Here is a 21,191-nt window from a genome sequence, read left to right as displayed (position 1 = left end):
GAGGTATGTATTGTGTACGCACCGTTGGAGCCGCGCCGGCACTTGGAGCGCGTCCTTTGCGCTCCTATGTACCGCTGAGCGGCGACCGAGTGAAAACGTGTGCGCTAACAATACATACCTCCCGGCGGAAACTTTGTCAATCCGAGAAATCGGATCTAATCCTGAAACATCTTCATTCCCATCCATTGTTTCATATGATCTGTCATCTTTGCATCGGGTTCGATGTAAATGCATATATTTTTCTGATCCATTGGCATCATGATGGCATAAGCTTTCGCATCCGGATTGCCGGAGCTGTAGTCGTATACTTTGTCCGGTTTATAAGAGTTCAGTCTCGGTGAACCTTTCGGTGCGATGATCTCAGCTCCCTGTATGTCAATGCTCTGCTGGCGTTTGCGTTTTGCCTTGTTGTAGATCGCATCGATCTGCAGGTCATGATTGAGGATAATATATTCGTATTCCACATTAAGCTTTGGGAAGATAAAATAATAAGCGACCACCGCCAGAATAACAGCGATCACAAATGACAAAAAGCCGATAAACGGCATGCCGAGCACTGCTACTGCCACGATAACGAGGATTACAAGGATACGGACCGGCAGGTCGTATGCCTTTGGTCTGCGGGAGATTAGCTGTTCATATAATGCGTCGTTCATAGTTTAATGGTTCCTTTCTGATTGTAAGTAGTTAAGCACCATAATGGCGATCTTAAATGTCATGGCATCTTCAAAGAGCCGCACATCGAGTCCTGTGCGTTTTTCAATCTGTTCCAGACGGTAGATCAATGTGTTGCGGTGCATATGAAGCTGACGGGAAGTCTCTGCAATATTAAGGTTATTCTGAAAGAAACGGTTGATTGTTCCGAGTGTGTCATCATCAAATGATTCCGGTACATCAGGACCAAAGATTTCCTTCAAAAAATTCTCACAGAGAGTGACCGGGAGCTGATAAATCAGCCGGCCGACTCCGAGTTCATTATACGGAAATACAGTCTGTTCTGAATAGAAAAGCTTGCCTACCTTCAGAGCAAGACTTGTTTCACGGAATGCTTCGGGAAGGTCCGCAAGGCTTTTGAATATAAAACTGTAAGATAACTGTACTTGGGCGAGAGCTTCCGTATTCAGCGTATCCACGATTGTGCGGGCAATACGGCGGCTGTCTGCCTCTGTTTCACCGGGGCGTACAGGGCGCAGAAGCGCGAGCGTATTTTCTGTGACGGGCACAAGATAAGTCTTCGTCTGTGCGGGAAACATGTTCTTTAATATTTCGCTGACAGTCTCATCAATATGCCTGGATTCCAGGAGAAAAAGGACGCGTTTGTCATCCGGATTGATATGAAGGCGGTTCGCGCGTTCGGCAATGTCGTAAGCCGGGATTCCGCCCGTCATCAGCCCCTGAAGAAAATCAGATTTATTATATTTTTCTTTATAAGCCGTGCACAGGCATCGTATTTGTATGACAGCCTGTTCCGCTGCTTCGGGCGTATCGATATTGACCTCCAGCGTGATGCCGGTAATGCGTTTCAGTTCTGCGAGTGCTTTTGTCAGTTCCTGTGTGAGATCCATTCTTCTTCTCCTGGCTGATAAAAAGGCTGCACTCGTTATCCAAGTGCAGCCCCTCATATTATGATAGATAAGCGGTAAGCTTGCCGGTCAGGCAGACCAGCGGTGAATAGCATCTTTGCAACCGCTCAGCTGCTATCCCAATTTTAAAACATTAGTTTGTAATCGTCAACTCTGTATCTTTATCGAATACGTGGATCTTCTCCATGTCGAGTGCGAATACAGCTTTGTCGCCTGTTCTCAGTGTTGTACGCGGATTGACACGTGCTGTCATCTGTGTTCCCTCTACGTCGAAGTACAGGAATACCTCAGCTCCGAGCAGCTCGTAAACTTTGATCGTAGATGTGATCACGCTGTCCGGTGAGTTGCTGATGAATGCTTCTGAATCATGTACATCCTCAGGACGAATTCCGAGAACAACAGTCTTTCCATTATATCCGCCATCAATGAGAGCTTTCTTCTTGGAAGCCGGTACTTTAAGTACATGCTCGCCGACTGTAAGTGTTACATCGTTGCCCTTGATGTTACATACAGCATCCATGAAGTTCATCTGCGGTGATCCGATGAATCCTGCAACGAACAGGTTGCAAGGTGTATTGTAAAGGTTCTGAGGTGTATCTACCTGCTGAACAACACCGTCTTTCATAACAACGATTCTTGTACCAAGAGTCATAGCCTCTGTCTGGTCATGTGTTACGTAGATGATCGTAGCGCCCAGATTCTCATGAAGTTTGGAGATCTCGATACGCATCTGAACTCTCAGCTTTGCATCTAGGTTGGAAAGCGGCTCGTCCATCAGGAATACTTTCGGGTTACGGACAATCGCACGTCCCATAGCAACACGCTGTCTCTGTCCACCGGAAAGAGCCTTCGGTTTACGGTCAAGCAGTTTCTCAAGGTCAAGGATTCTTGCTGCTTCGCGAACTTTTTTGTCAATCTCGTCTTTCGGAACTTTACGAAGTTTCAATCCGAATGCCATGTTGTCATATACTGTCATGTGCGGATACAGAGCATAGTTCTGGAATACCATTGCAATATCACGGTCCTTCGGCTCTACATCGTTCATAACTTTTCCATCGATCTTAAGTGTACCACCGGAGATATCCTCCAGACCTGCGATCATACGAAGTGTTGTAGATTTACCACATCCTGACGGTCCAACGAAGATGATGAACTCTTTATCTTCAATCTCAAGATTAAAGTCTTTAACTGCGTGGAATCCGTTCGGATAAATTTTCTGAATACCCTGAAGTGATAAACTTGCCATTTTTATGTAGCCTCCTTAAAAATAATTGTTTTCCTTGAATCTGGAATTAGTATAATCCAGAAGCCGGCAGCGGACAATGTTACGAGTGACTAAAAAATAGAAAAAATAATGTACATTTCAACCATATGAAAATTCAGGATATAAAAACAGTATAGGCTGCAGCACAGTAGCTATACTGTTCATTATGGATGTGATACAATTATGATGTTGTCATTACCCGATCCGGCAACGGAAAGGGGTGTAGTCAAGTATACGCCGGAAAGGTGAAAGATTGACGTTCTCAGAGAAATTCGATACAATATCTGTGTTTGAATATTATTGAAAGAAAGGGAAATTATTATGGCTAATCCAGTTGTAACATTTGAGATGGAAAACGGTGACATCATGAAGGCAGAGCTCTATCCTGAGATTGCTCCGAATACGGTAAGAAATTTTATTTCATTAGTAAATAAGGGATTTTATGACGGGCTCATTTTCCATCGCGTGATCCGCGGATTTATGATCCAGGGCGGATGCCCGAACGGAAACGGAATGGGAGGTCCGGGATATTCGATCAGAGGAGAGTTCTCTCAGAATGGATTCAAAAACGACCTTGCACACGACCCGGGCGTTCTTTCTATGGCGAGAGCAATGCATCCGGATTCGGCGGGCAGCCAGTTCTTTATCATGCATGAGAAGTCTCCGCATCTTGACGGTGCATATGCGGCGTTCGGAAAGATTATCGAGGGGATGGACGTAGTGAATAAAATTGCCGAAACTGCTACAGACTACAGCGACCGTCCGCTGCAAGAACAGAAAATGAAGAAAGTAACTGTAGAACTGTTTGGGGAAACGTATGACGAACCGGAAACAGTATAACTTATTAAAATTAAGATTGGAATGAATTGTTAGCACTCTATTTAAAAGAGTGCTAATTTTCTATTGACTTTTCATTTTCTGTGTACTAGAATGTATTGCAGGCATAGAAAACGGTCTGCGACAGCTGCGGGTGAGAGCCGGCAAATGCAGCTGCAGATAGTCAGACATTTTTTTAAAGAGGTGTTAGTGATGGAAGTTAAAAAAGGTAACTTATCGATCGACAGTGAGAATATATTTCCTATTATAAAGAAGTGGGTATATTCTGATCATGATATTTTTGTGCGAGAGATGATCTCAAACGGATGTGATGCGATCACGAAACTGAAAAAGCTGGATATGATGGGAGAATATGAACTCCCGGATGGTTATAAAGCAAAGATCCAGGTGATCGTCAATCCGGAAGAAAAGACGATGAAGTTTATCGATAATGGTCTCGGAATGACAGCGGAAGAGGTGGAGGAGTATATTACCCAGATTGCATTTTCCGGTGCGACGCAGTTCCTTGAGAAATATAAAGACAAAACGACAGAAGATGATATGATCGGACATTTCGGACTCGGATTTTATTCAGCATTTATGGTGGCTGATGAGGTCCAGATCGATACTCTTTCCTATAAAGAAGGAGCGACACCTGTACACTGGGCCAGCCAGGGCGGCACGGAGTATGAGATGCAGGACGGCAGCAAGGAAACAGTCGGTACGGAAATCACACTGTTCCTTAATGAGGACAGCCTTGAATTTGCAAATGAGTACCGGGCGAGAGAAGTGCTTGAGAAATACTGTTCTTTCATGCCGGTAGAGGTCTTCCTCTCCAAGGCAAATGCAGAGCCGGAGTATGAGACGATTGACGAAGAAGATCTGCTGGATACAGACGAGGTTGTCGAGCGTATCGAAGAGGAGAAGAAAGAAGGAGAAGAGGGCGAACCGAAGAAGAAAGTTAAGATCGTGAAACGCCCGGTGTCTTTAAGTGATACACATCCGCTCTGGGGCAAGAACCCGAGCGAGTGTACAAAAGACGAGTATATCGCATTTTACCGCAAGGTATTTATGGATTATAAGGAGCCTCTGTTCTGGATCCACCTGAACATGGACTATCCGTTCAATCTGAAAGGTATCCTGTACTTCCCGAAGATCAATACAGAGTACGAGTCCATCGAGGGAACGATCAAGCTGTACAACAACCAGGTATTTATCGCGGATAATATTAAAGAAGTGATCCCGGAATTCCTGATGGTATTGAAAGGAGTTATCGACTGTCCGGATCTGCCGCTGAATGTATCGAGAAGCGCGCTGCAGAACGATGGCTTTGTAAATAAAGTTGCAGATTACATTTCCAAGAAAGTAGCTGACAAGCTTACGGGAATGTTCAAGACAGACAGAGAGAATTACGAGAAATACTGGGATGACATCAGCCCGTTCATCAAGTTCGGATGCCTCAAAGACGAAAAGTTCGGCGAAAAGATGAAAGACTCCATGATCTACAAGAATCTGGACCACAAGTACCTGACTCTGGAAGATGTGATCAAAGAGAGCAAAGGCATGGATGAGACAGAGGACAGCGGTGCAGAGAACAGTGAGAACACAGATGCCGCAACAGAAGGCAGCACATCTGACAGCGCGGATTCAGACGCAGATAAAGATGCGGACAACGCCAAGGAAGAGAAGAAGACGAGCATCTATTATGTGACCGATGAGGTACAGCAGAGCCAGTACATTAACATGTTCAAGGCTCAGGGACAGGACGCTATCATCCTGACACACAATATCGATTCCGCATTTGTGACATATCTGGAGCAGAAACATCAGGATGTGCAGTTCCTGAGGATCGACGCAGATGTTCATGAGTCCTTGAAAGATGAAGTCTCTGAGGACGAGAAGGAATCATTCCAGAAGACAGCAGACAGCCTTGTGGAAATCTTCCGCAAAGAGCTGAATAATGATAAGCTGGATGTGAAAGTTGAGAAATTAAAAGATGAAAAGGTCGCATCTATGGCAGTGCTTTCCGAACAGGAGAGACGTATGGCGGAGATGATGAGAATGTACGGCATGAACGGTATGGATCCGTCCATGTTCGGAACCCAGGCTACTCTGATTCTGAATGTGAATCATCCGCTGGTTAAGTTCCTTGTCGAGCACAAGCGCAGCAAGAATGTGCCGATCATCTGCAAACAGCTCTATGATCTGGCAATGCTGGCACATAAACCGTTAAGCCCGGAAGAGATGACGGCGTTCGTACAGCGGAGTAATGAGATCATGATGCTGCTGACGAAATAATTATTTAGCGGTAAAAATTGTATTATTATAAAAGGTGAAAGAAAACCTGGAGTGATGGTTTCTTTCACCTTTTTATATTTTAATATCAAATTATTGCTGTTCAAAAGGAATTCCTTTCTGGTGTAGAAACTTAGTTACCATTTCATCCCATACATGTTCCAATGTCTTATCCAATGTGAATGTCTTAAAAGAGGTTCCGGTCACACAGGTGATGCGGCTTCCGTCAAAGTGTACGTTAAGATATAGTCCATTTACATCCTCAGGATGAATGGAAGGAACATTCTGCGAGACGAGTCGTTCGATGTTTTTGGGAGAGAGACTAAATATAAAGCGGAAACTTAAAGGTGTTCGTTTCCCTTTGATTATATTAAAGCAGTATTCACGTACATTTTTCCAATAGGAATATTCCGGGAGTACGGTATCTGTATCAAAAAATCCCTTCTGAACGAATCCATCGATGTGAAACGTATTAAAAGTTACGATATCGCCCTCAATAAAACAGAAGCTGTCAAAACTGTCTTTCAGAAAAAGCTGCGATGTAAAGTCTTTTATGTCGGGGATAGATACTGATATCATTCAAAAATTTCCTCCTGATCTGTGCTTGTTTTATCATACCACAAAGGAATACGTTTTGTAATCTGTTTCATAAGGAAATGGTGTACCAAAGATGTACAGGGCGGAAAACATAATGAAATAATAGGGAATCTATGGCAGGCAGTCTTCGGACTTCTTGCCATTTTGCTATGAGATTGACTTTTACTGTGAAAAACTTTATTATTATAAAGTACCGTGGTTTACTACAGCCTAAAAGCAGACATATAAAATTTATTCAGAGAGAAAGTCAGAAGAATTTATGATAAAGATAAAGCGAAAGACAAAGAGGTATCTTGTTATCTTAGGTTTGGCGGCAGTGATCATTATACTGGCCATTGTTATTGTACGGGGCGTGAGCGGCCTGATCAGGCCGAGCGTAGATACTTCTGCCGGACTGGAATATATTCAGGAACAGGAGGCAGGAGATGTTACGGAAATCGAGAGTAAAATAAGCCTTCTTGAACAGCAGGACAGTCCGGAGGACGGAGAAGACGACAGGAGTGTGCGAGAGAAGTTCGGCGGGGCGGTTGTGATAGGGGACTCTGTGACAAATGGATTTACAGTGTATGATGTCCTTAATGCGTCCAGTGTAATATCCAAGATAGGAGTCCATCTGTACGAGACGGATGAACTGATCGCTCAGGCTAAGGAGATAAGTCCGGGCACGATCTTTCTTGCTCTGGGCAGAAATGATCTTGCTGCCACAGAAGGAGATGTGGATGAATTTATCTCTCAGTACACGGAAGTACTGAACAAGATTGCCGAGGAAGTGCCGGATGCAAATATATTTGTTAATTCAATCTTTCCGGTACAGGAAAGCGCGATAGAGGAGGACCCCTATCTGGCGTATATATCCGATTATAATACGGCGCTGAAAGAACTGTGTGACAGCAAAAGCATTGCTTTTATTGACAATACTGATCTTGTGGAAGACCGGTATTTTGAACAGGACGGCCAGCATTTTATAGCGGATTTCTATCCTATATGGGCGGAGCACATGGCGGAGGTGGCTGCACTATGATGTCTAAGAAACCGGGCATTGCCCATATCATGAAATATGTTGTATTTATGCTGATCGTAGTATTTGTTGTTCTTCTCATGCTTTTTGCCAGCGGAAGTAACAAATCATTCGATGAAGTCAGGCAGGGGGTGGAAGGCTCCCTTGACACGGAGGTGCTGACAGAACAGGAGCCTGCCGTATTTAAACGCAACTTCAGTCTGAATGCGGCGGATTATGACGGGGTTATGTATTATTCTTCCGGCTCGAATATATCGGCGGAGGAAGTCCTTCTGATCAAAGTCAAAAGTGAAAGCCAGATACAGGAAATCACGGATGCGATCGATCAGAGAGTAGAGGCGCGTATAAATGATTTCGACGGATATGCACCGGATCAGGTAAAACTGCTTGAAAATGTCAGGCAGAGTGTGAGGGGGACGTATATCTTCTTCGCATGTTCCCAGGATGCAGATGCTTATCTCAGCGCGTTCAGCAGCAGTCTGTAAGAGAGAGGAAAAGGGCGGATGTTATTCAGCAGTATCACATTTTTGTTTTTATTTCTGCCGATCGTACTGGCAGTTTATTATCTTGTTCCATACAAAGTGAAAAACATTGTCTTGTTGATCGCAAGTCTGTTCTTCTATGCATGGGGAGAACCTGTCTATGTCATACTTATGATTCTCTCTATTGTATTTAATTATTTCTGCGGTCAGGATATAAAAGTCAATGAAGATGACCCGCGCAAGGCAAAGCACGGCGTGATTTTTGCGCTTGTGGGAAATCTGCTTATACTTGGATTCTTTAAATATTACGGATTCCTTGTGGAGACGCTCAATGCTGTGCTCCCGACAGATATTCCGTACCGGGAGCTTGCTCTTCCTGTCGGGATTTCATTCTACACGTTTCAGGCAATCTCATATATTCTGGATGTGTACTGGAAGAGGGCTCAGGTACAGAAAAATATATTGTACTTTGCATTGTATATAAGTATGTTCCCGCAGTTGATCGCGGGACCGATCGTGCGTTATTCGGACATAGAAGAGCAGCTGCGCAGCCGGAAGATGAACGCGGTGAAGATCGGGAACGGAGCTGTGTATTTTATTATAGGACTTGCCAAAAAGGTGATACTTGCCAATTCGGCGGGCGCTGTCTTCGAGGAGATTTCCGGCATGGCGGCGGGCAATCTGTCGATACTGACAGCCTGGATCGGCGTGATCTCCTATGCGTTCCAGATTTATTTTGATTTCAGCGGATATTCGGATATGGCGCTCGGACTGGGAAAGATGTTCGGATTTGAGTTTCGTAAGAATTTCGATTATCCCTATATATCAAAAAGCGTTACGGAATTCTGGAGAAGATGGCATATTTCTCTGAGTACATGGTTCCGGGAATATGTATATATTCCGCTGGGAGGAAACCGCTGCTCTGTCTCAAGAAATATATTCAACCTTATGGTCGTATGGGCTCTGACCGGTATGTGGCATGGAGCTGCATGGAATTTCGTGGCGTGGGGTGTGTATTACGGTGTCGTGTTGGTGATGGAGAAGTACATATGGGGAGTTTTTGTTGACCGGCTTCCAAATCCGGTGCGCCATATATATACGGCGATCATAGTGCTTGTAGGCTGGGTATTCTTCTTCAGTCCAAGCTTAGGGTATGCGATGAGGTATCTCCTTGCCATGATAGGAGGAGGGGCAGGAATCGTTGATAATACAGGCGTATTCATACTGATCTCCCACTGGCTGCTCTATCTGTTTGCAGTCATCGCCTCTTCATCATTGGGGATAAGACTCATCAAGGCTGTGATACGTGTGCCGCGGAATCAGTATGTACAACTGACAGTGGCAGCAGTTATTTTTATCGGAATGTTCCTGATTTCGGTTGCATTCCTTGTGACAGGTACTTTTAATCCATTTTTGTATTTCAGATTTTAGGCGGGATTATTATGAACAGCAGAAAAAGAAAAGCCAGAATAGCAAATCTCATCGGGAAAATATTTATTATGCTGCTTTTCCTTGTAATGATCATAAATGTGGCAGTGCCTGACAGGGAAGAGTCAGAGATGGAGAACCGTACGCTGGAATCACGCCCGAACTTTAATATGGCGACGATACTGACGGGCGATTTTATGGAACAGTGGGAAAACTATCTGAGTGATCAGTTTGTCGGAAGAGATATATGGCGGAGCGTAAAAGTAAGTATCGACCGTCTGGGCGGCAGCAGGATGGAGAACGGCATATATATCGGGAGAAACGGACAGCTCATGGAGGATATTGAAGTGCCAGGGGAAGGGCAGATGGATGAAAATGTCTCTGCGATCAGGAATTTTGCCGATACTTATGATGACGTTTCCGTCACGATGATGCTGGTGCCGGATGCCGCATGCATTTTAAGCGACAGTCTGCCGGCATTTGCGGAAGTGGAAGATCAGCGGCAGCTTTTCAGTATGGCAGAACGCGGGCTGGGCGATTCAGTCAACTGGATCGATACGGTCTCCGTACTGAATAATCACAAATCAGATAAGTTATACTATAAGACGGATCATCACTGGACAACACAGGCCGCATTTTATGTTTTCCAGGATGCAGCTCCGGTATTGGGGATCGAAGGGGATGTATCAGATGATTTTGTCTCTTATGCAGTAACGGACAGCTTTAACGGTGTTCTTGCTTCCACGAGCGGAGTAGGGCTTGATGAGCAGGAACAGATCGATATCTATGCCCCGACCGAAGGAGACGACGATCTGGTGGTAAGCTATGTGGATGAGGGGAGGAAGACAACGTCACTGTATGATTCGTCAAAGCTGGAAGAACGCGATAAGTACGGTGTCTTTCTGGGAGGAAATACTTCTGTTATAGATATCAGGACAGTTTCTACGAGTCAGAAGCGTCTTCTCGTTGTCAAGGATTCTTTTGCAAACTGTTTTATTCCTTTCCTGGCGCCGTATTACCGTGAGATCGTTGTGGTCGATCCGCGCTACTACAGCGGAACGATGACGGATATCATGGATACTTACAGGATTACGGATGCCCTGATCCTGTACAGCGGCAATACATTTTTTACAGACAATAATATCAGCGGAGTGTTTGCAGGTGAGTAATCGTATCAGAGAAGAGTTTTTACAGAAAACAGAGCCGGTAAGGTTGAACAAATATTTAAGTGAGGCGGGCGTGTGCTCCAGGAGGGAGGCAGACCGCCTCATTGCAGATGGGCGTGTCACAGTGGACGGCAGGATTGCACAGACCGGGATGAGGATCAGCCCCGGTCAGGAAGTGCGCGTGGGACGAAAGGTCGTATCAAAAAGGGATGAGATGGTAGTCCTTGCGGTCAATAAGCCAAAGGGGATCGTATGCACCGAGGAGAAGAGGGAGAGAAACAGTATTGTACGTTTTTTGAATTATCCGATCAGAGTCACTTATATCGGACGGCTGGATAAAGATTCCCGAGGGCTCCTCCTGATGACAAATAACGGAGATATTATCAACCGTATGATGCGCTCGGCCAACTGTCATGAGAAAGAATATAAGGTCACGGTAGATAAAGAGATTACGGAAGAATTTATAGAAAAAATGTCGGGCGGAGTTCCGATCCTGGATACGGTGACAAGACCGTGCCGCGTCACAAAGATCGGGAAATATACGTTCTCGATCATACTTACACAGGGACTGAACCGCCAGATCAGACGGATGTGCGGGGCGCTCGGGTACGAGGTCAGGGATCTGCTCAGAGTGCGGGTCATGAACATACGTCTGGGCAGTCTGAAAGAAGGCGAGTACAGAAAGCTGACAGACGAAGAGCTTGAGGAGCTCTATAGTCTCATACAGGATTCGCCGAAACGATAAATGACAGAAATCAGGATGGGGAGAATATGGATAATAATACAGAAAACAGAGTGGAAGATAAAACAGCAGATAAGATGGCGCATATGCGTGAACTGGTAGATATACTGAACCGTGCACGCCGTGCTTACGAGCAGGAAGATAAGGAGATCATGAGCAATTATGAGTACGACCGTCTCTATGATGAACTGTTTGAGCTGGAGAAAGAGCTGGGAACAACTCTTGCGGCGAGCCCGACAGTCAATGTGGGATATGAAGTGCTCAGCAATCTTCCTAAAGAGCGTCATGAGCGTCCGATGCTTTCGCTCGATAAGACAAAAGAAGTAGAGAGACTCAGGGAATTCCTCGGAGATCAGAAGGCTATGATCTCGTGGAAACTGGATGGCCTTACCATCGTCCTCACCTACAGAAACGGTTCGCTCGAGAAGGCCGTGACACGCGGAAACGGGGAAGTGGGAGAGGTAGTCACAAATAATGCGAGAGTGTTCAGGAATATTCCGCTTGCCATCCCTTATCAGGGTGAACTAGTCCTGAGAGGAGAGGCCGTTATCTCTTATAAGGATTTTGAAAAGATCAATGAAGAGATCGGAGATGCCGACGCAAAATACAAGAATCCGCGGAATCTGTGCAGCGGTTCCGTCCGGCAGCTCAACAATGAGATCACGGCAAAGAGAAATGTCAGATTTTATGCATTTACCCTTGTACAGGCTGACGGAGTGGATTTTAAGAATTCCAGGCTGTATCAGATGCAGTGGCTCAAGAGTCAGGGATTCGATGTGGTGGAGAATCATCCGGTGACGGCAGAGACGGTGGACGAAGAGGTTGCTTGGTTTGCGGAACATATCGGGGAAAATGAAGTCCCGTCGGACGGACTGGTGCTTGTATATGATGATATCGCTTATGGACAGTCGCTCGGAAGCACGGCGAAATTCCCCCGGGATTCGTTTGCATTTAAGTGGGCGGATGAAATCAGGGAGACGACGCTTACCGGGATTGAATGGAGTCCGTCCAGGACCGGACTTATCAATCCAGTGGCGATCTTTGAGCCTGTGGAGCTGGAGGGTACGACAGTGAGCCGCGCCAGCGTCCATAACATCAGCATTATGGAAGATCTGGAGCTTGGGATTGGCGACAGGATCACGGTGTATAAGGCCAACATGATAATCCCCCAGATCGCGGAGAACCTGACAAGAAGCGGTGTGAAAGACATCCCGGAGAAATGTCCGGTGTGCGGCGGCCCGACGAGGATCGCCATGGAAAATGAGACGAAGACACTCTTTTGTACTAATCCGAAGTGTCAGGCTAAGCATGTTAAGTCGTTTACCCTTTTTGTAAGCCGTGACGCCATGAATATCGAGGGGCTTTCCGAGGCCACTCTTGAAAAGTTTATCATGAACGGCTATGTCAAAGACTTTACCGATCTGTTCCATCTCGACAGATATGAAGAAGAGATCAAGCAGATGGACGGTTTTGGGGAAAAGTCCTTCGTAAATCTTCAGAACAGCATCCAGAATGCGCGTAAGACGACGCTTTCCCGTCTGGTATACAGCCTGGGAATCCCGAATGTCGGGAGCGCCAATGCAAAAGTGATATGCAGAGCGCTGGGAAATGATCCGGAGCGTATTTTAAACGCTACTGTGGAGGAACTGAGTGATATTTCAGGTGTGGGCGGCGTGATCGCCGGCACATTTGTCGATTATTTTTCTGACGGGGAACACAGAGATATTTTTGAACGACTGCTGCAAGAAGTTGAAATCCCGCAGGAAGAAACAGCAGAGGATTCTCAGAAATTTGCAGGAGTAAACTTTGTGATAACCGGGAGCGTGCATCATTTCGCTAACCGGGCAGAAGTAAAAGAAGAAATTGAAAAGAGAGGGGGAAAGGTGACAGGAAGCGTAACATCGAAGACAAATTATCTTATCAACAATGATGTGAATTCAACCTCTTCAAAAAACAGAAAGGCAAGAGACTTGAATGTCCCGATTATATCGGAAGAAGAGTTCTTAAATATGTTGAACGGATAATATAAAAAGCAGAAAGGCAGGTAATGAGTGAATTTTAAAATCGCAAAACTGAAAGAAAAGCTACTGGAAAAATGGAACGAAACTTTAAAGGCGGTGCTTCCGATCATCGCGATCGTGCTGATCTTATGCTTCTCGATCGTACCTCTGGAGCCGGGTATCCTGCTGGCTTTCCTTCTGGGAGCCGTGTTTCTTATCGTGGGGATGATGTTCTTTACCCTCGGCGCGGAGATGGCTATGACGCCTATCGGTGAGAATGTGGGAACAAGCATGACACAGACGAAAAAACTGTTGCTGATGGTGCTTCTGACATTCATTCTCGGATTTATCGTGACGATATCAGAACCTGATCTGCAGGTGCTTGCCGAACAGGTCCCCTCAGTCCCGAACATGGTACTCGTGCTGTCTGTTGCATTTGGTGTAGGGATATTCCTTGTAGCATCGCTGCTGCGTATGCTGTACAATATTTCATTGGCGCACATGCTGATCGTGCTCTATATTATTGTATTCATACTGGCGTTTCTGGCTCCGGATGAATTTGTTGCCGTTGCATTCGATTCGGGAGGCGTGACGACAGGACCTATGACTGTACCGTTCATTATGGCGTTTGGTATCGGTATTTCTGCGATCCGAAGCGATGAAAGAGCGGAGGACGACAGTTTCGGACTCGTAGCGCTTTCGTCTGTAGGACCGATTTTGTCAGTCCTTGTACTGAGCCTGATCTACCGGCCAGAGAGCGCCCGGTATGTGCCGGAGAGTATTCCGGATATCAGTGATTCTATAGGTCTCTGGAAGATATTTGCGGAAGGAATACCGGAATATATGCAGGAGATGGCAGTATCCCTGCTGCCGATCATTGTATTCTTTATCATCTTTCAGCTCGTCTTTCGGCGGGTGCAGAAGAGGATGCTCATCAGGATCGGTGTAGGTATGGTATACACATACGCAGGGCTTTTCCTGTTCCTGACAGGGGTAAATGTAGGATTTATGCCGGCAGGAAACTATCTCGGGCAAGTGCTTGCGGATAATCCGTATAAATGGGTGATCATTCCTATTGGCATGATCATCGGATACTTTATCGTGCGTGCCGAGCCTGCTGTGTTTGTCCTCACCCGCCAGGTAGAGGATATCACCTCGGGGACGATAAGCGCAGGAGCTATGAGCCTGAGTCTCTCTATCGGAGTAGCAGTATCTCTCGGACTCGCCATGGTGCGGGTGCTCACGGGGATATCTATCTTTTGGTTTGTAATACCCGGATATGCGATTGCGCTTATACTGTCGTTCTTTGTTCCGAAGATATTTACGGCGATCGCTTTCGACTCCGGCGGTGTGGCTTCCGGACCGATGACTGCGACTTTTCTTCTCCCGTTTGCCATAGGGGCATGTACGAGTGTGGGAGGAAATATCGTGACAGATGCTTTCGGCGTGGTCGCCATGGTCGCCATGACCCCTCTTATCACAATACAGATACTGGGGCTTGTGTTTGAGCTTCGGTCCAGGCATCTCGAGAAGATGGAAACAAGAAAAGCAGCGGCTGCTTTTGCCCTGCTTCCAGATGATGATATCATAGAACTTTGACAGGGAGGACTATCACTATGAGCGAGATATATATGCTGATGACAGTTGCAAAGAGATCTGTAGGACGCAGACTTCTGGCATGTTACGAAAAGATTGGTTTGTCGTCCATCCTGTGTACTCTGGCGCAGGGGACTGCGACCAGTGAGACGCTCGATTATTTCGGGCTTGAGGTAACAGAGAAGATGGTGACTCTGACTGTGGTATCGAATGAGACATGGAAGCAGGTGAAGAGAGAGCTTGAGGACAGATTCCAGATCGATGTTCCGGGTACGGGTATCGCCTTTCTGATGCCGCTATCCAGTGTGGGAGGCAGGAAGGTGCTGCATTTCCTGACTGACGGACAGAAGATTGAAAAAATAGAGGAGAGCGTCATGAAAAATACAAATTATGAACTTATTATCGTAGTGGCAAATCACGGACACAGCGAGGAAGTGATGGAGGCTGCCAGAGCAGAGGGCGCCGGAGGGGGAACGGTGATCCATGCAAAGGGGACAGGGCTCGAGCGGGCGGAAAAGTTCCTCGGCGTATCTATTGCAGATGAGAAAGAGCTTATTCTGATCGTCACTAAGACAGAGTCCAAGAACGCGATCATGAAATCTATTATGGATCATGCGGGACTCGCGAGTAAGGCACGCTCCGTTGTATTTTCTCTTCCTGTGACGGATACAGCGGGACTGAGACTGCAGGAAGTACAGTAGTGCAGCTTTAGAAAAAGTTCATTTGTATAACTTTTATAAGTGTACTATAATAAAAAAGCCGGATGTTCCGTCTGGAAGAGAACTGCGGACAGCCGGACACTAACTAAGTGCAGAAGGGAATTAATATGTCAGACAATGATTTCATCTTAGTAGATGAGGAAGATAAAGAAAATGACGGGCACGGCAGCCATTCTGATCCGGATCAGAAAAGTGAAGTCGTGTCTGCTGAGAATACGGGAAAGGGCAGCACTTCTGAAGAGAAAGACGACAGAGAGTATGAGAAGGTCTGTTTTATCTGTCATCGTCCGGAAAGCATAACAGGAAAGATGATTGACCTTCCGAATAATATCACTGTGTGTCCGGACTGTATGCAAAGAAGTTTTGATGCTATGACTAACGGTTCAGTGGATCTGAGCCGTCTGATGAATATGCCGGGCGTTCAGCTTTTCAATATGTCAGATTTGGAGAACATGCAGCCGAAACCCCGGACTGTCAAGAAGAAAAAGGAAAAGCCGAAGGAGTTCCACAAGCTTGATATTAAAGATATTCCGGCTCCGCATAAGATCAAGGCAAAACTCGATGAGTATGTAGTCGGGCAGGAATATGCGAAAAAGGCCATGTCTGTGGCAGTGTACAATCACTATAAGCGGGTTGCTACGGATACCATGGACGATATCGAGATTGAGAAATCAAATATGCTCATGATCGGACCGACGGGAAGTGGAAAGACATACCTGGTCAAGACACTGGCCAGACTGCTTGATGTGCCGCTTGCGATCACAGACGCAACGTCTCTTACAGAGGCGGGATACATAGGTGATGATATCGAGAGCGTTGTTTCCAAGCTGCTTGCCGCTGCAGACAATGATGTGGAAAAGGCTGAACAGGGAATCATCTTTATCGATGAGATCGATAAGATCGCAAAGAAACATAATTCGAATCAGAGGGATGTGAGCGGAGAGTCCGTTCAGCAGGGAATGCTCAAGCTCCTGGAAGGCAGCGATGTAGAAGTACCCGTTGGGGCGAACAGCAAGAATGCAATGGTTCCGCTGACGACTGTCAATACGAAGAATATACTCTTTATCTGCGGTGGTGCATTCCCGGATCTCGAGGAGATCATAAAGGAACGTCTGCAGAAGAAGACTTCGATGGGATTTAACTCGGAACTGAAAGATAAGTTCGAGCATGATAAGGATCTTCTGTCAAAGGTGACAGTTGAAGATTTGAGAAAATTCGGCATGATTCCGGAGTTCCTGGGACGTCTGCCTGTCATATTTACATTGAAACCGCTTGACAAAGATATGATGGTCAAGATATTGAAAGAGCCAAGGAACGCCATCTTAAAACAGTATCAGAAGCTTCTCGCTCTCGATGAGGTGAAACTTGACTTTGACGAGGGAGCCCTGTCAGCCATTGCAGAGAAGGCTATGGAGAAAGATACCGGAGCACGTGCCCTGAGAGCCATCATCGAGGAGTTCATGCTGGATATTATGTACGAGATCCCGAAGGATGACAGCATTGGAGAGGTCGTGATCACGAGGGAATATATCGAGGGTACCGGAGGACCGATCATCCGATTAAGAGGTCAGGAAGTACCCAGGCTGGAGTAGGATGAAAGAGGCAGGTTCAATGAAACCGCCGGAAAACAGATTATATTATAGCAATATAAAAATGTAATATATTAAGCGCAGTGCACGGGCTACAAGTCGTGCACTGCGCTTAATACTGTTTTATGACGGGTTATCTTATAACTGACGCATTGCCTCGAAGGTATTGTAAAGATTAAGCTGTCCGTATCCCCATTCCCGATTCGGATATTCCATTGTTTTCGGACGTACGGCTCCGAGGATCAGGAGACTTTTGATCTGAAAAGAATCTATCCCCGGAACTTCCTGGATATCGAGCAGCCATTCCAGCATCAGGGCTACCGCTCCGGCTGTTATCGCGGCTGAGATACAGGAACCGGAGCGGGAAGAAAACCTTCCGCCGGAGACCGCGCCGGTGACATTGACACCGGGAGCCGTGATATCAGGCTTCATGCGGTTTGTACGCGTATATCCCCTGCCTGATGTCTGAGAGACAGCGCCTGTATTTCCGTCATAATAGGAGACGACGACAGGACTGTCTACATTCGCAGGATTTGTTAGTGTGTAGTATGGGTCAGACTCCAGGAAAAATACTTCTCCGCTTAAGAATTCTGTCATGGGCAGCCAGATGTGGAAACGCCCGTCTGCAATGGAAAGAGGCTCTACGATGATCTTCCAGATGCCGGGAGCGGGTGCGTTAAAACGGAAAAATACCAGTTCGGAACTGCTTTTTTCCACGAGGAGGCGATAGTCGACTGCCACTTTCGTCCGCTCAAAGAGAAAATCTATCTCTGCGCTCGCTCCTACGCGGAACGGGATACGAGAAGTGTTTTCTCCGGACGGAGAAATGATAGATATGGAGAGGATGTTTGGTACTTCGGTCCACAGCTCCATCGAGAAGCCCGATACATTCTCTCCGACTCTGATCTCCACTGTTTTTGTATCCCTCTCGTTCTCAATAGTGTTGAAGTAGTGATGACGTTTGTCTGCTTCATTTCCCGTGCCGATCACGGTGATATGATTTGCAATGGTACTGTAGCCATCAATCAGAAACGAGAGAGGGAGCGTGCCGATATGTCCGCCCATAGTGGTGCCGCATGTGATACATACGACAAGAGGCATTTCAAGAGAATCAGCCAGGTCATTCAGGAATTTAAGTCCCAGCATTATGTCTGTCTCCTGATAACATACGGTATTGTCGGGAATATAATAATAGTTCCGCAGATACTGTTTTGCCTGCTTTAATTTCACGACCGCAATAGAAGCTTCCGGCGCAGCTCCCAGAAACTGTTCTCCGACATCTGCTCCTCCGGCAGCAAGGCTTGCGGCATAAGTACCGTGGCCTGTATCGTCTGTCGACGGGACAATCTCGAGTGGATTCTCGGACAGAAGCGCTTCATTGATCTGTTCACGGGTGAATTCACTGCCGTATGAAAAAGCCTGCGGCGGAGTGCTGCTCTGTACGGTCTGATCCCATATGGCGGCGATCCGGGTAGAGCCGTCGAGATTTCGGAAGATTGTATTGGAATAATCGATCCCGCTGTCCAGAAACCCGATCAGTACACCGCTGCCTTTTAATTGCAGAGTAGGATAATTCTGAACGGGAAGAATTCCGGTCTGATTCAATGTTTCCATGCTGACAGGAGCATAGCATTTCGGTATGGAGTTATATGAAAATTTCGGAAGAGTGACAGGATCGACCGATGATGCCGGCAGATAGAAGCACTTGTATCCGAAGCCGGCATCCTGTTCACAGTGCCCGGTCTGCATGATACTGTCGAAAAAAGAAGTGCGGACGTGATTGCCGATAAAATCGCGGTAGTCTTCCGAGAGGATATATTCCCTGCAGGTTTCAGTATCTGTTGGCATAGCAGTTCCTCCTTCAGGATAATACGGGTTTGTGAATTATATCTGAATCATCATATGCGGGACATGGATCATGTATGTTTGCAGATATGTTTTCAGAAGAGAAGATAGAACCTCCGGAGACGTTAAAAAAGTATAAAATCACCGCTATTTTATTGAAGTTGACAGATAATAGGTTATAATGAATACTATTAAAGTGTTCAGTTATACTGTGAAAAAAAGCAGTGTGAATAGGGAAAGGAGAAGATCAGTATGAGAGATTTTTTTGAAGATTTAGGGAAACGCATCGGTGAGACTGCCGAGACAATGACAAATAAGGCGGGGGACGCGATCGAGATCCAGAGACTTAAAAGTCAGATCCGTGGTCTGGCAAGAGGCAATGCGGTAGACCTTATGGAACTTGGAAAGTCGATCTACGACAGATATAAAGCCGGTGAGGCTGTTGAGGAGAGCGCGCAGGGGCTCTGCGATGCGATCAAAGACCGGGAGGCGGCGATCGCCGGATACGAGAAAAAGATCGCACGCATCAAAGGAGCTTCCGAATGTTCCAAATGCGGCAGGATGGTGGCAAGAGATATGGCATTCTGCCCGTACTGCGGTGAGAAAGTAACAGCCTCTGAAGAGATGGCAGAAGAGGCGGAGGATGAGGCGGCAGATGACTATGCCGATCAGGTAAAAGAGAAGATGGCTGATGCAGCGGAGACAGTTGCAGATAAAGCCGATGAAGCTGCGAAGAAAGTCGGCGATATGGCCGGGAAGGCTGCTGCGAAGACAGGAGATATAGCGGAAAAAGCAGCGGAAAAAACAGGTGAGATGGCGCAGAAAGCTGCGGAGAAGATCAACGATGCGGCGGAAAAAGTCTCAGACAGGTTGAATGAAAAGTAGACAGCCGTTGTACGGAGAAAATAAGAAGGCAGGCGGGGTACCAGAATGAAAAGAAAGTGGTTTCTTATCGAGACAGCAGGATTATTTGCAGCAGATCAGCTGTTGAAGACATATGCAGAGCAGAATCTGGACAAAAAGGAAGAACGCAGGCTCGCAGGTCCGGCTGTTCTCAGAAGAGTCCATAATAAAGGTATGTGTATGGGTGTTCTGGACAAAAAACCGGCGGCGGTGCAGGGACTGTCGCTTGCTGCGGCAGTCGTAGTGACAGCGGGACAGGCGGTCTCGCTGATCCACCGGAAAGGGTTCTGGAAAAAGAGTGGATTCTGCCTGCTGGCCGCAGGTGCCTGGAGCAACACGTTTGATCGCTTTGTCCGGGGATATGTGGTCGATTATATCGGTTTTTCTGTAGAAAATGACAAGGCGGCAAAGATTACGTACAATCTGGGGGATTTCTTTATAGCGGCAGGAGCCGGGCTCCTTACAGCGTGTGCGGTATTACGGCCGTCAAAAAAGAAAGATGCTGTATCGGACCACTCAGAAACCGATGGCGGCCTTTAATGGTCCGATCTCTCCCGTAAACACGATGCCGTCCATGCCGAGAGACTTTCCGGCATCAATATTTCTTTTTAAATCATCGACAAAAAAGCACTCTTCAGGCTTAAGTGAGTAGGTCCGGAACAGATATTGATACATGGCAGGATCAGGTTTTGCTGTTTTCAGCGGCGCGGAGAAAACAACGCCGCTGAATTTTTTTAGTACTTCGTATCTGTCAGCCCACTCGGCAAAGTAAGTCGGCGCGTTGGAGAGGAGATAGACAGGGATATTTCTCTCCACAAGTTCATCGATAAAAAGCAGAGTTTCTTCTATTGGGGTGATGTGACGCGGCCAGTCCTGAAAGAAAGCGCGGGCCTGACCTGACAGGCGCGCCGGCAGCCGGCGTATGCATTCTTCTGCATATTCATTATAGTCGAGCGTTCCTTTGTCAAGTTCATTCCATTTTTCATAGATAACGGAACAGAGCAGATTGCAGTCTTCTTCCGAACTGCAGAACTGTTCCATTATATATTTCCCGTCAAATTTTCCTATTACATTTCCAAAATCAAATATAATATTCCTGTATTTCATAAGCAGCTCCCTGTGTTTTGTGTCATTTGGGGCATAGGCGA

At 46.4% G+C, this 21,191-nt stretch carries 19 protein-coding genes; 13 read left to right on the top strand and 6 right to left on the bottom strand.

All coding sequences use genetic code 11. The features are described from left to right. Positions 1 to 155: 155 nt before the first annotated feature. The 3 genes from FNY66_RS05560 to FNY66_RS05550 form a co-directional block, all read right to left on the bottom strand. Positions 156 to 656, bottom strand: coding sequence for a DUF6106 family protein (locus tag FNY66_RS05560; protein ID WP_087150943.1), 501 nt, complete (start codon positions 654 to 656; stop codon positions 156 to 158). 3 nt (positions 657 to 659) lie between these two features. Next, entirely contained in the window at positions 660 to 1,565 is a 906-nt protein-coding gene (locus FNY66_RS05555) for a PucR family transcriptional regulator (protein WP_150310528.1), read from the bottom strand. A gap of 151 nt (positions 1,566 to 1,716) precedes the next feature. Beyond that, on the bottom strand, positions 1,717 to 2,829 hold the full coding sequence (locus FNY66_RS05550; RefSeq protein ID WP_150310527.1) for an ABC transporter ATP-binding protein: 1,113 nt from the start codon (positions 2,827 to 2,829) through the stop codon (positions 1,717 to 1,719). Positions 2,830 to 3,168: 339 nt separating this feature from the next. Between FNY66_RS05550 and FNY66_RS05545 the strand changes: the two genes are divergently transcribed. Then, positions 3,169 to 3,687 carry a peptidylprolyl isomerase gene (locus FNY66_RS05545; RefSeq protein WP_087150946.1) on the top strand — a complete coding sequence of 173 codons (519 nt, stop codon included), beginning with the start codon at positions 3,169 to 3,171 and terminating at the stop codon, positions 3,685 to 3,687. 189 nt (positions 3,688 to 3,876) lie between these two features. Continuing rightward, positions 3,877 to 5,961 carry a molecular chaperone HtpG gene (gene htpG, locus FNY66_RS05540; protein WP_150310526.1) on the top strand — a complete coding sequence of 695 codons (2,085 nt, stop codon included), beginning with the start codon at positions 3,877 to 3,879 and terminating at the stop codon, positions 5,959 to 5,961. 90 nt (positions 5,962 to 6,051) lie between these two features. Here htpG and FNY66_RS05535 read toward each other — a convergent pair whose 3' ends face one another. After that, positions 6,052 to 6,537, bottom strand: a complete 486-nt coding sequence (locus FNY66_RS05535) for a DUF5721 family protein (RefSeq protein ID WP_150310525.1) — start codon at positions 6,535 to 6,537, stop codon at positions 6,052 to 6,054. Between the two features lie 277 nt (positions 6,538 to 6,814). On the opposite strand from FNY66_RS05535, the gene FNY66_RS05530 reads away from it, so the two are divergent. From FNY66_RS05530 to clpX, 9 genes are all read left to right on the top strand, one after another. After that, on the top strand, positions 6,815 to 7,576 hold the full coding sequence (locus FNY66_RS05530; protein ID WP_150310524.1) for a GDSL-type esterase/lipase family protein: 762 nt from the start codon (positions 6,815 to 6,817) through the stop codon (positions 7,574 to 7,576). Beyond that, complete coding sequence (locus FNY66_RS05525) at positions 7,573 to 8,058, top strand: DUF4358 domain-containing protein (protein ID WP_150310523.1); 486 nt, start codon at positions 7,573 to 7,575, stop codon at positions 8,056 to 8,058. Before FNY66_RS05530 ends, FNY66_RS05525 begins: the two co-directional genes overlap by 4 nt. A gap of 18 nt (positions 8,059 to 8,076) precedes the next feature. Then, the gene (locus FNY66_RS05520) at positions 8,077 to 9,486 is read left to right on the top strand and encodes an MBOAT family O-acyltransferase (RefSeq protein WP_087150951.1); all 1,410 of its coding nucleotides are present in this window, start codon (positions 8,077 to 8,079) and stop codon (positions 9,484 to 9,486) included. 11 nt (positions 9,487 to 9,497) lie between these two features. Next, a complete protein-coding gene (locus FNY66_RS05515) occupies positions 9,498 to 10,652 on the top strand; it encodes a DHHW family protein (protein WP_150310522.1) in 1,155 nt (384 codons plus the stop codon). Next, the gene (locus tag FNY66_RS05510; RefSeq protein WP_150310521.1) at positions 10,645 to 11,394 is read left to right on the top strand and encodes a pseudouridine synthase; all 750 of its coding nucleotides are present in this window, start codon (positions 10,645 to 10,647) and stop codon (positions 11,392 to 11,394) included. The genes FNY66_RS05515 and FNY66_RS05510 overlap by 8 nt, the downstream gene beginning before the upstream one ends. 26 nt (positions 11,395 to 11,420) lie before the next feature. Beyond that, positions 11,421 to 13,415 carry an NAD-dependent DNA ligase LigA gene (gene ligA / locus FNY66_RS05505; protein ID WP_330581277.1) on the top strand — a complete coding sequence of 665 codons (1,995 nt, stop codon included), beginning with the start codon at positions 11,421 to 11,423 and terminating at the stop codon, positions 13,413 to 13,415. Between the two features lie 27 nt (positions 13,416 to 13,442). Continuing rightward, positions 13,443 to 14,990 (top strand): DUF1538 domain-containing protein, encoded by a 1,548-nt coding sequence (locus tag FNY66_RS05500; protein ID WP_229409452.1) that lies wholly within the window; start codon positions 13,443 to 13,445, stop codon positions 14,988 to 14,990. Positions 14,991 to 15,007: 17 nt separating this feature from the next. Continuing rightward, positions 15,008 to 15,688, top strand: coding sequence for a P-II family nitrogen regulator (locus FNY66_RS05495; RefSeq protein ID WP_150310520.1), 681 nt, complete (start codon positions 15,008 to 15,010; stop codon positions 15,686 to 15,688). Between the two features lie 125 nt (positions 15,689 to 15,813). After that, the gene (clpX, locus tag FNY66_RS05490) at positions 15,814 to 17,298 is read left to right on the top strand and encodes an ATP-dependent Clp protease ATP-binding subunit ClpX (RefSeq protein ID WP_087150955.1); all 1,485 of its coding nucleotides are present in this window, start codon (positions 15,814 to 15,816) and stop codon (positions 17,296 to 17,298) included. Positions 17,299 to 17,433: 135 nt separating this feature from the next. Here clpX and FNY66_RS05485 read toward each other — a convergent pair whose 3' ends face one another. Continuing rightward, positions 17,434 to 19,143 carry a S8 family peptidase gene (locus tag FNY66_RS05485; RefSeq protein ID WP_150310519.1) on the bottom strand — a complete coding sequence of 570 codons (1,710 nt, stop codon included), beginning with the start codon at positions 19,141 to 19,143 and terminating at the stop codon, positions 17,434 to 17,436. A 249-nt stretch (positions 19,144 to 19,392) separates the two neighbouring features. Here FNY66_RS05485 and FNY66_RS05480 point away from each other — a divergent pair, with 249 nt between their 5' ends. Both FNY66_RS05480 and FNY66_RS05475 read left to right on the top strand, forming a co-directional pair. Then, entirely contained in the window at positions 19,393 to 20,025 is a 633-nt protein-coding gene (locus FNY66_RS05480) for a zinc ribbon domain-containing protein (RefSeq protein ID WP_087150957.1), read from the top strand. Positions 20,026 to 20,070: 45 nt separating this feature from the next. Then, entirely contained in the window at positions 20,071 to 20,583 is a 513-nt protein-coding gene (locus FNY66_RS05475) for a signal peptidase II (protein ID WP_087150958.1), read from the top strand. Here FNY66_RS05475 and FNY66_RS05470 read toward each other — a convergent pair. Next, positions 20,560 to 21,150, bottom strand: a complete 591-nt coding sequence (locus FNY66_RS05470) for an HAD family hydrolase (protein ID WP_150310518.1) — start codon at positions 21,148 to 21,150, stop codon at positions 20,560 to 20,562. The genes FNY66_RS05475 and FNY66_RS05470 overlap by 24 nt on opposite strands. Positions 21,151 to 21,191 lie beyond the last annotated feature (41 nt).

This window comes from Mediterraneibacter catenae, assembly GCF_008691045.1.
Taxonomy (GTDB): Bacteria; Bacillota; Clostridia; order Lachnospirales; family Lachnospiraceae; genus Mediterraneibacter; species Mediterraneibacter ornithocaccae.
The sequence above is the reverse complement of the archived record's forward strand: the minus strand, read 5'-3'. Positions and strand labels throughout refer to the sequence as shown.

Coding starts and splice junctions, on each gene's coding strand:
- FNY66_RS05550 (WP_150310527.1), bottom strand. CDS start 2,829: ATGGCAAGTTTATCACTTCAGGGTATTCAGAAAATTTATCCGAACGGA.
- FNY66_RS05555 (WP_150310528.1), bottom strand. CDS start 1,565: ATGGATCTCACACAGGAACTGACAAAAGCACTCGCAGAACTGAAACGC.
- FNY66_RS05470 (WP_150310518.1), bottom strand. CDS start 21,150: ATGAAATACAGGAATATTATATTTGATTTTGGAAATGTAATAGGAAAA.
- ligA (WP_330581277.1), top strand. CDS start 11,421: ATGGATAATAATACAGAAAACAGAGTGGAAGATAAAACAGCAGATAAG.
- FNY66_RS05515 (WP_150310522.1), top strand. CDS start 9,498: ATGAACAGCAGAAAAAGAAAAGCCAGAATAGCAAATCTCATCGGGAAA.
- FNY66_RS05545 (WP_087150946.1), top strand. CDS start 3,169: ATGGCTAATCCAGTTGTAACATTTGAGATGGAAAACGGTGACATCATG.
- FNY66_RS05530 (WP_150310524.1), top strand. CDS start 6,815: ATGATAAAGATAAAGCGAAAGACAAAGAGGTATCTTGTTATCTTAGGT.
- FNY66_RS05520 (WP_087150951.1), top strand. CDS start 8,077: ATGTTATTCAGCAGTATCACATTTTTGTTTTTATTTCTGCCGATCGTA.
- FNY66_RS05535 (WP_150310525.1), bottom strand. CDS start 6,537: ATGATATCAGTATCTATCCCCGACATAAAAGACTTTACATCGCAGCTT.
- FNY66_RS05495 (WP_150310520.1), top strand. CDS start 15,008: ATGAGCGAGATATATATGCTGATGACAGTTGCAAAGAGATCTGTAGGA.
- FNY66_RS05480 (WP_087150957.1), top strand. CDS start 19,393: ATGAGAGATTTTTTTGAAGATTTAGGGAAACGCATCGGTGAGACTGCC.
- FNY66_RS05560 (WP_087150943.1), bottom strand. CDS start 656: ATGAACGACGCATTATATGAACAGCTAATCTCCCGCAGACCAAAGGCA.
- FNY66_RS05525 (WP_150310523.1), top strand. CDS start 7,573: ATGATGTCTAAGAAACCGGGCATTGCCCATATCATGAAATATGTTGTA.
- htpG (WP_150310526.1), top strand. CDS start 3,877: ATGGAAGTTAAAAAAGGTAACTTATCGATCGACAGTGAGAATATATTT.
- FNY66_RS05485 (WP_150310519.1), bottom strand. CDS start 19,143: ATGCCAACAGATACTGAAACCTGCAGGGAATATATCCTCTCGGAAGAC.
- FNY66_RS05475 (WP_087150958.1), top strand. CDS start 20,071: ATGAAAAGAAAGTGGTTTCTTATCGAGACAGCAGGATTATTTGCAGCA.
- clpX (WP_087150955.1), top strand. CDS start 15,814: ATGTCAGACAATGATTTCATCTTAGTAGATGAGGAAGATAAAGAAAAT.